This window comes from Marinimicrobium sp. UBA4509 (assembly GCF_002388575.1).
GTDB classification, from domain to species: domain Bacteria; phylum Pseudomonadota; class Gammaproteobacteria; order Pseudomonadales; family Cellvibrionaceae; genus Marinimicrobium; species Marinimicrobium koreense.
In genome coordinates, this window is record NZ_DGMV01000081.1 from 1 (window position 1) to 9,865 (window position 9,865).

Genomic DNA, 9,865 nt, shown 5'->3' on the forward strand with positions numbered 1-9,865 from the left:
TCTACCTTATAACTGACTACTCGGTATCGGTGGCACGGTTCGACACTCGAGAGTCGCAAACCGTTGGTACACAGTTAGCTTAACGGTTCAGGGACTATTGTGCGAATCGTCGCGGGCGGCGAGGCGGTTTTTGGCCTCGATCCATTGACTCATGTACTGGGTGCTGCGGTGTTGATGATGGCGCAACATGGTGCCGACAATGTTCCGACGTCGATGGTCGACCAGAGTGGTTTGCAGGGTACGCAGGCGATCGAGCAGAACACCCTCAAACCGTTGCGGGGAAAATCGCTGGGCCAGAGTTGTCCGGCTTTGGATCTGGGCCGATTGCCATCGAGTTTTGTCCTGATACAGAGAGACTGCTGCCTCAAGAAGAGCGTCGGCATCATCAGCCACCACGCCCGGCCATTGGTTCTGGTCAGCCATGGCTTCAGCACCCACCGAGGTGGTCACACTGGGCGTGCCGCAGACCATGGCGTCCAACAACTTGCCCTTGATACCGGCCCCAAAGCGCAGAGGCGCCAGGCAGACGCGGGCCCGTCCCATCACCTCGCGGGCATCCTCGGCCCAACCGAGCACCCGAAAGCCCTGCCGGGGATTGTTCAGCGCGGTGGCTTTGGGTGGCGGATAGGCGCCGTACAGATGCAATTCAGTTTCGGGAAGAGCCGCGCGGATGCGCGGCCACAGGTCGTGTTTCAGCCACAACACCGCATCCCAGTTGGGGGCGTGGCGAAAGTTGCCGATACTGACAAAGTGCTCGCGCGACTCAAAGGGCAGGGGGTTCGGCTCGGATGAGGCCCAGAGGGGCAGGTAAATCAGCAAGGACGGCGGCACCTCGAAGGTGTCCGTCAGCAGCTGCATTTCAAACTCGGAAATCATCAGGCTCAGGTCGCATCGATAAATCGCGGCCAGCTCGCGCTGCAGCAGGTCGCTGTCGGCCATTTCCTGAAACAGTTCATCGGGGGCGGCGGTTTCCGGGCGTACCGACTGGCGCTCGGCTTCGGAGCCAGCAAGGGACTGACGACGTTTCAGCCGTGCCCAGCGGGCGGCGCGCAGGCTGTGCAGGTCTTCGGTATCGAGCAGCCTCACGGCGCTTGGGCAGGTTCGCTCAACCCGCCAGCCAAACTGCTCCTCGGTCATAAAGCGATCAAAGAGCACAGCATCCGGCGCTTGCTCGACGAGCCAGCGGTCGAAGCTGTCCGCGTTCAGTTCAACGGCCGCTTCCGCGATACCTCGCGCCGGAAGATCGAGCCGGTGCTGGGAGGGCAGGGCGGCGCTGGCAAAGGTGATCCGCCAGTCGGCCCGCTGAAACTCTTCCAGCAGTTGAACCATACGGGTGCCCGCCGCTGAAGATTTGGGTTCGGGCCAGACGCTGCCGAGGACAATCAGGTGTGGCATAGCATGACTTACAGTTTCCAGCCCAGCTTCAAGGCGCCAAAACGCTGACGGGCACTGGCGTTCTTGTCCAGGTTGCTGTTGTTCACAAAGCTGAAGGTGAGGCTGAAACGCTCCCAGGCGTAGGAAGCGCCGATGTAACCCGCGTATTGATCGTGGCGCAGATCACCGCTCTGGCCGGAGCGCAGGCCGCCACCGCTGACAAAGATCTGGTTGTACACGTATTCCGCACCGCCTCCGATATAGACACTCCAACCGCCATCAATGGCCATGGGGGTACTGACCCGTCCGACAATCTGGGCCGCGGTACCAAAGCTGCGCTCCAGTCGGGTGCCGTAGCGAAGAATGACCGCCGCACCGGCGGCGCTCTCCAGGTTGCCCAGGGTACCACTGCCTACCAGGAGCAGATCGGCATGGGGCTCTTCGCTCGGCGCCGGACCAAACCGCCAGACCCGGGTACGCTCAATCTGCCCGACCGGCTCGTCTTTGACCTGATAGTCCCAGCCGCGGGGTTTGGTCGCTCCCACCATTTTGTGCACGGCCCTCTGGACTTCATCGGCGCCGGAAGACGGACCGACAATCCCCACGGTGACGCCGAGCGTGTCGGCCACATCGTCCCCGATCACGGTATAGGCCGCCCGTAGCTGCAGGAGGCCGGCGTAGGGCGCGTCGTTCGGGTCCGGCACCGGTTTTTCAATGTCTTCCGGGGTCAACATGGCCTGGCCGATGGTGAACTCGGTCACCTGCAGCTCTCCATAAGGGTCGGGCAGTAACCATCCCTCAAAGGGCCTTACCAGAAACGGCACGTCGTACTGTTCAGGAACGGTGTCGGCGAGGTCGAACCAGGACACGTAGAGACCGTTGGTGTAGCCACCCCCATCGGTACCGGCGAAGAGGTCGTTGTGCCAGACACCGGTAATCCAGTCCACATCCGCGTAAGCAGGAAGAGTCAGTAAGGCTGAAACGGCACCGGCCATCAGCTTGGGTATATGCATGCTTGCACTCCATAGAAGCCGATCCGAAAGCCGTCGGCGAGTTCAAAGGTGACACAGGGGTACGCAGGGTAGAGCTGGCTGGATGCCCAGCCCACCCGACTACGCTAGCATAAGCCGGCGTCACCACACCGTAAAAAAGTGTTGGAATGTGACTTCAGTGCAGGGGTTCATCCGGACGTTCGTTGGCGATATACACCTTGTAATGCTCCCGATAGTCCTCCAGGTCCGCCTCCAACTGCTCGTGGAACTGGCCGCTCAAAAACGACAGAGCGGACGGAATTTCATCGGTGTACTCCTTGCGATCCAGCGATGAGGTCGCCACCACAAAAGCACTGAAACGGGAGCAGGCCTGAAGCAGGGCGGCGGATACCAGCGCCGGGTCACCGGCCTGGTCCACCGCCTGATTGGCGTTTTCGATAAATTCGTCCACCAGGTTCCAGAAGGTGTCTTCGTCATGGGGTTGGTTCATTCAAGGCTCCATCGTCATCAATGTCTGGACCCTGACGACGCCCGCGCCAGGTCGCCCAGCGCTGCCCGACCCGGTCAGCGGCCAGGTACAGGGTCGGCACCAGTATCAGGGTCACCGTGGTGGCAAAGAGTACCCCAAAGGCCAGGGAAATGACCATCGGAATCAGGAACCGCGCCTGCACGCTCTGCTCGGCCATGATCGGCATCAGGCCAATAAAGGTGGTGACCGAGGTGAGCACAATGGCCCGGAAACGGTCCCGCCCGGCCTGAAGCACCGCCTCCAGTACCGCCAGGCCTTGATGGCGCAGGCTGTTGATCCGATCCAGCAGGACCAGGTTGTCATTCACCACCACCCCGGCACAGGCGATAAAGCCGAGCATGGACAGCATGCTGATTTCCCGGCCCATCAACAGGTGGCCGATGACCGCGCCCATAAAGCCGAAAGGAATGGCGGTCAGGATGATCACGGGCTGCCAATAGGAGCGGAAGTTGACCGCCATGATGCCGTAGATCAGGAGCACCGCCAGGACAAAGTTCTTGCTCATCGAACTCATGAAGTCCGCCTGGTCCTGCATATTGCCATCGGGGGACAGGGTCAGCCCCGGGAACCGCTGCTGCCACTCGGGCAGGTGTTCGCGCAACAGTTCCGCCACGATGGCATTGGCGTCCTCGCCCTCCTCGACGCTGGCGCTGATACCGATGGTGCGCTTGCGATCACGGCGTTCAATGGTGGAATAACCGGGCACGAAGTCGATGCGGGCCACGTCCAGCAGGGGTATCTGGGTGCCATCGGCCAGGCGAATACGCATCCGGTCCAGTTGGGAAATATGCGCCCGCTCCTCCCGCGGGTAGCGCACCAGAACCCGCACGTCCTCAATGCCTCGGGGAATGCGTTGCACCTCGGCGCCGTAAAACGCCTGACGCACCTGCTCGGCCACCTGACCGAGGGTCACCCCCAGAGACTCCGCTGCCGGGCGCAGCTCGATATTGACTTCCTGACGGGCCTTCTCGATGGTGTTCTCCACGTCATACACCCCCGGAAACTGGGCCAGCACCCGACTGACCGCTTCGGCGGCCTCGCGCTGGGCATCCAGATTATTATCGGCAATGCTCAGGTTCAGGTTGATATCGTCCCCGGCGGCGTTGATGGTGAAGTCCAGCCGGAATTCCTTGGCCTCCGGAATCTCGCCGATCAGCTCCCGCCAACGGCGGCTCACCTCCGGGCTGCCGATGTCCCGCTCTTCAGCACCGACCAGGCCCACCGACACATAGACGTTTTCACCCCAGGCCCAGGTCTGGATGCCTTCAATGAGGTCTTCTTCACTCCCGCCGGTCAGTTCCTCATCCTGATCCAACCGCAGGGCCGCCGATTCGACCTGACGCATGATGCGGGTGGTTTCATGGAACGGCGTGCCCTCGGGCAGGGTCACCCGCGCTTCCAGATAATCCGAGGGCACCATGGGCATAAAGCTCACGACCAGCCAGCCGCCGATAAACACCCCCAGGGACAGCAAAAATGCCACCGCAAATCCCGCCAGGGTAGCCAGCTTGTGCTCCAGCATCCGGACGAGGTAACGCAGATACACCCGGTCGGCGAACCAGTCCAGGCTGTCCGCCACTTTCTGGCGGGCGTGGGTCAGTTTGCGCAACAGTGGGTTCTTACTCTTCCGTTCCGGTTTCAGGTGGGAGAGGTGGGAAGGCAGTATCAGCAGACTCTCAATCAGGGAGAACAGCAGGCACAGAATCACCACCACCGGGATGGCAAAGGTGACGGTGCCCATGGCGCCGGGGACGGCCATCATGGGAGCAAAAAAGATCATGGTGCTGATTACCGCCAGAAATACCGGCGTCGCGACCATTTTGGCACCGCTGGCCGCGCTGGACGTGCCCTTGAGACCATGCTGATGGCGGGTGTAAATACTCTCGCCCACAATAATGGCATCGTCCACTACAATCCCCAGAACCAGCAGAAACGCGAACAAGGAGATCATGTTCACGCTGACCCCGGCGTAGGGCAGCAACCAGACCGCACCGGCAAAGGCGGTGGCGATGCCCACGCAGACCCAGGCCGCCAACACCGGGCGCAGGAACAGCATCAGCACCACAAACACCAGCAGCAGGCCGGTAATGGCGTTTTCCAGCAGCAGGTTCAACCGGCTCTCGTATAAGGTCGACATATCCCGCCAGACTTCCAGAGTCATCCCCGCCGGCAGAATGTCCCGGGTCCGTTCAATATAGGCTTCCACCTCCCGAGCGGAGGCGACGATGTCCGGATTCTCGGTAATCGACAGGTCCAGAAAGACCGCCGGCCTGCCGTTGAACTGGGCGAATACGCTCCAGTCATCAAAGCCGTCCCGAATCTCGGCCACATCCCTCAGCATCACCTGGGTGCCATCGGCGGCGGTGATCACCGGAATTCCGCCGAAATCCTCGGCGGTGTAGGCCTGATTGCGGGTCTGAATCTGGATATCGCCGCCGTGGGCGCGAATCACCCCGGCGGGCACATTCAGGGACGAGCCGGCAATGGCATTAGACACATCCGAAAAGCTCAGGCCATAGCGACGCAGGCTGGCTTCGGACACCTCGATACCCATCTCATAGGGGCGGGTGCCGTTGAGCTCCACATGGCTGACCCCATCCAGCAGGGTCAACTCATTGCGCACCCGCCAGCCGGTTTCCTTCAGGGCCGCCTCACTGACGTCCCCGGACAGCGCCAGGCTCATCAGAAAACTGCGCCCGACAATCTGCCGGGTCACTGGGCGCTCGACGTCGCCGGGGAAGGTGCTGATGGCATCCACCTGGGTCTTGATGTCGTTCAGCACCCGCTGGGGGTCATAGCCTTCCACCACTTCGGCCCGCACCGAGCCCCAGCCCTGGTTGGAGGTGGAGGTGATTTCCTCGATGCCGTCGATATCGGCAATGGCTTCCTCGATCCGGATGGCCACCTGCTCTTCCACTTCCGAAGGCCCGGCCCCGGGGTAGTTCATGGAGACTTCAATGAAGTTGAGCGATACCGTCGGGAAAACTTCTTTATCCAGTTTGCTGGTGCTCACTAATGCGCCGATGAAGATCAGCACCATCAGGAGGTTGGCGGCTACCCGGTTCTCGACAAACCACTGAATTAACCGGTTCATACGCCGCCCTCAGCCTCCGGCTCCGCCGGCGCGTCTTCGTCTTCCGCAGGCTCTGGGGTTGGCTCCTCCTCACCGGCAATCCGGACCGCCACGCCCGGGCTGACATAGCCCTGACGGTCGGTGATCACTGGCTCGCCGTCCCGCAGATCCCCATTGACCCAGATTCGCTCACCCTCGATGGTGAGTACCCGCACCTGCTTTTCCACCACCTCGCCGTCCTCGCTGACACTGTACAGCCGGTCGCGTTGAAACACGGCGGTGATCGGTAAAGAGACAATATCGGTCAGCGGCTTGCCTTCAATCTCGGCGGTCACAAAGGAACCCATCAGCAGCGGCGCGCCATGACGCTCGGTATTGAAGGGCTCCGGTAGTTCCGCCACGGCGTAGAGCATGCGCGACTGCGGGTCCAGGCTGGCCTCGGTGCGCACCAGGCGGGCCGACCACTGGTGGTCTTCGCCCAGAGCGCGCCCATGCAGGGTCACTGATGGTTGGGCCTCTTGCGTCAGTTCATCGCCAAAGGGCAGGTTGAGCAGCGCCGCCTGAGCATCGGTCAAGGGCAGGCGCACCTGGGCAAGAGTATCTTCATAAACATCCGCCACGGGCGTGCCGGGCCCGATAAACTGCCCCTGATCCGCCAGCGTCTGTCGGATGCGACCATCGAAGGGCGCGCGCACTTCGGTGCGTTCCAGGTCTAACCGGGCCTGATCCCGCGCCGCCCGGGCGGAGGCCACCGCCGCCTCGGCGGCGGCAATCTGGGGCTGGCGCAGAAACAGCGCGTTGGCTTCGGCATTGCCCAGGTCCCGCCACTCGCGCTCGGCCTGACGCGCCCGGCCGCGCTCTTCGGCCAGCAGGCGTTCCGCCTCACGCAGTTGAGCCTCGGCCTGGGCGAGGGCATTGCGGTAGTCCCGGGGGTCCAGCCGCACCAGCCAATCCCCTTTCTGGAACCGACCGCCGGCCACAAATTGCGGCGCCGACTCGATGATCTGCCCACCCACCTGACTGACCAGTTGGATATCCCGACGCGGCGTGACGGTACCCTGGGCCTCGACGGTCAGCGCCCGGTCCTGCAACTGCACCCGCTCCACCTCCACCACCGGTCGGGGTGGCTCGGGCTCCGGGCGGGGCTCAGGCCGGGGTTTGAGATTGAGCAACGCCACGAAGCCCAGCACGCCCACCACAATAATCAACAGCGACAAAGGCACGCGCCGCAACCAGCCAAATAACCTCAAAATCGTCTCCTTAATGTGTTTCCCAGCCTGCAAACCATCACGCGGGCATCAGTTTACAGCTCATACCGGTAATTGCGCAGCCAGATGGCACCGACTGTGAACACCGCTGCGACCACCAGACCCGCCCAGAACGCCGGTTCGCTCAGAGTCTCACCCCACTGGCTCAGCCAGGCTTCGGGTTGCGCCTGGGCCCGCACCAGCCCTTCGAAGGACCGGTGGGTGGGCACCCAGACCGCCTGCCACAGTTCCACACTGCGCAGTATCCACAGCTCCAGCACCATCGCCACCGCCGGCACCCCAAAGGCCACCAGAAACGGGGATTTCTTGGCGTAGGCGGAGGCCAGCATCAGCCAGGCCCACAGCGGCAGGAACCAGAGTGAGAACTGCAACCAGCCGGATACCAGCGCCAGGCTGTGGCCCAGAAAGGTGCCGATCAGACTGCCCATATCCGGTAAATCCACACCCAACTGCCAACTGATATACCCCAGCAACATCAGCAGGTGCAGCAGGCCCACCAGCAGCGAGGCGCCGATAAAGATTCCCGGCCCCACCAGCGCACCGAACGCCAGCTTGGTTAGCACCACCCGGGTTTCCGACACCGGCAGGGATTTCCAGAACAGAATGCTCTTGTCGCGCCGGTCCGAATAGAGGCTGCCCAGCAGGTAGACCTGGCTGACCAGCAGCAACGTCAGAATAAAGGGGATGGCGATGGCCGCCAGCGCCGCCCGCAGTACCTGGGGATGGGTGCTGAACAGGTCCCCGGACATCAGCGCGCCTACCAGATCCGCGCCGTCTTCAAACTTCTGCAGGTTTTCAGGCGCACCGCGCAGCTCGTTGAGCGCCGCATTCAGTTCGATATTGCCGGTGATCATGCCCATGACCATCAGCGCGGCGATCACCGCCGCCACCCACAGGGGCGTGCGCAGAAAGGTCCCCCGGGATTCCCAGAATTCGCGCTGGCATTGCATCCACACCGGACGCCATTGAGTCAGGTTCATCAGGCGGCCCTCCCCGGTTGTACCCGTTCCAGCTTGGCGACAAACAGATCCGCCAGCCCCGGGGTTTTCACCTCACCCAAGGGCGCCAGGCGCTCCGCGCTGACCCCCTCAAAAATCAGACACTCGCCACCCAACATGGAACGCTGATGGATCGGGCCCAGTGCCTGCGCCTCCGCCAACCGATCGCCGGTGACCCGCAGTTCGACAAAGTCCTGCTCCAGCGCCTCCATCGAGGTGTTCAGCCGCAGCTCGCCATCCCCGATAAACACCACATCGGTGAGCAGATGCTCGATCTCCTCCACCTGATGGGTGGTCACCAGAATGGTTTTCTGCTCGTCGAAGTAGTCGTTCAGCAGGCTGGTATAGAACTGTTTGCGGTAGAGGATATCCAGCCCCAGGGTGGGTTCATCCAGCACCAGTAGCTGACTGTCGATGGCCATGATCAGCGCCAGATGCAACTGAGTGACCATGCCCTTGGACAGCTCCTTCACCAGTGAGCGGCGCTCAATGCCGGTTTTCGCCAGAAAGCCCTCGGCTTTGGCCCGATCGAACCGGGGATGCACCCCAGCCATATAGTCCAGCGCCTCACTGACCTTGAGCCAGCCGGGCAGGATGGCGGTATCGGCAATAAACGACACCCGCTCCATCAGGGCCGTGCGCTGACGCTGCGGATCCAACCCCAGCACCCGCAGATGCCCCTCCACCCGGGCGAGACCGAGAATGCCCTTGAGCAGGGTGGTCTTCCCCGCGCCATTGGGGCCGATCAGGCCCATGATCCGACCCGGCTCCAGGGTCAGGTCGATGCCTTTCAATACCGTTTTGGGCCCGTAGGCCTTGCGCAGGCCGCGCGCGTCAATCACCGCTGTCATGCCTTATCCTCCCGTTGATAATCCGCCAGGGCGCGCCGCAGCGCCTCGCCCTCAATGCCCAGACGACGCGCCCGCGCCACCACCTCGGGCAGTTCCTGCTCCAGAAATAGTTTGCGCTCGCGCGCGAGTAAGTGCTCACGTGCACCGGCCAGAACAAACATCCCCAGACCCCGTCGCTTTTCCACCAACCCCTCATCCACCAGGGCCTGATAGGCTTTCGCCACGGTGAGGTGGTTGATCTGATAATCCGCCGAGAGCTGTCGCACCGAGGGCAGTGCATCCCCCTCGGCGATCTCCCCCTGCAATATCAACCGCACCACCCGCTCGTAGAGCTGGCGGTAGATGGGTTGGTCGTCATTCCAGATATCGGCCACAATGGCTCCCTTGGTGAACTGGTGTTATACATAACTATAACACCATACCTGAATTCAGCAAGTTGATTTATTAGAGTTCTTTTCTACAACACTTCGTGGCGGAGTGCTCCGCCTGGGTACCCCCTTGTGAGACACGCCGTGAACCCGTCCATGGGGGCTCATCACCCGCCGTCCAGGCGGGTGACGGTCTCACAAGGGGGTACCCAGCCTCCGCAGTGCCAACGTAACGTTTCGGGAACTGGCACCTTTCATACTGCAATCTTGGGTAACGGCGGATGCGCTGCGCTTATCCGCCCTACGCCACCTTTCGTGCGACTGCATAGTCAGGCCGTAGATGGCACGGAGGGCCGGGGAGGGGAAGCCCTTTCAAGACCGTAAGCGGAGGGACTCCGCGCGTCGAGCCCCC

8 protein-coding genes are annotated in these 9,865 nt (G+C 62.1%); all 8 read right to left on the bottom strand.

Annotated features, from left to right (window positions below):
• Nucleotides 1-87: 87 nt before the first annotated feature.
• Nucleotides 88-1,395 carry a glycosyltransferase gene (locus B3520_RS14945; RefSeq protein ID WP_286805028.1) on the bottom strand — a complete coding sequence of 436 codons (1,308 nt, stop codon included), beginning with the start codon at nt 1,393-1,395 and terminating at the stop codon, nt 88-90.
• An 8-nt stretch (nt 1,396-1,403) separates the two neighbouring features.
• Nucleotides 1,404-2,387: a lipid A deacylase LpxR family protein gene (locus tag B3520_RS14950; protein WP_286805027.1), complete on the bottom strand. Its 984-nt coding sequence runs from the start codon at nt 2,385-2,387 to the stop codon at nt 1,404-1,406.
• Between the two features lie 154 nt (nt 2,388-2,541).
• Nucleotides 2,542-2,856, bottom strand: coding sequence for a DUF3144 domain-containing protein (locus B3520_RS14955; protein WP_286805026.1), 315 nt, complete (start codon nt 2,854-2,856; stop codon nt 2,542-2,544).
• On the bottom strand, nt 2,840-5,989 hold the full coding sequence (locus B3520_RS14960; RefSeq protein WP_286805025.1) for an efflux RND transporter permease subunit: 3,150 nt from the start codon (nt 5,987-5,989) through the stop codon (nt 2,840-2,842). Before B3520_RS14960 ends, B3520_RS14955 begins: the two co-directional genes overlap by 17 nt.
• Nucleotides 5,986-7,218, bottom strand: a complete 1,233-nt coding sequence (locus tag B3520_RS14965; RefSeq protein WP_286805024.1) for an efflux RND transporter periplasmic adaptor subunit — start codon at nt 7,216-7,218, stop codon at nt 5,986-5,988. The genes B3520_RS14960 and B3520_RS14965 overlap by 4 nt, the downstream gene beginning before the upstream one ends.
• Nucleotides 7,219-7,271: 53 nt before the next feature.
• Nucleotides 7,272-8,216: a hypothetical protein gene (locus tag B3520_RS14970; RefSeq protein ID WP_286876377.1), complete on the bottom strand. Its 945-nt coding sequence runs from the start codon at nt 8,214-8,216 to the stop codon at nt 7,272-7,274.
• Nucleotides 8,216-9,085: an ABC transporter ATP-binding protein gene (locus B3520_RS14975; protein WP_286805022.1), complete on the bottom strand. Its 870-nt coding sequence runs from the start codon at nt 9,083-9,085 to the stop codon at nt 8,216-8,218. Before B3520_RS14975 ends, B3520_RS14970 begins: the two co-directional genes overlap by 1 nt.
• Nucleotides 9,082-9,459: a GntR family transcriptional regulator gene (locus tag B3520_RS14980; protein ID WP_123638683.1), complete on the bottom strand. Its 378-nt coding sequence runs from the start codon at nt 9,457-9,459 to the stop codon at nt 9,082-9,084. Before B3520_RS14980 ends, B3520_RS14975 begins: the two co-directional genes overlap by 4 nt.
• Nucleotides 9,460-9,865 lie beyond the last annotated feature (406 nt).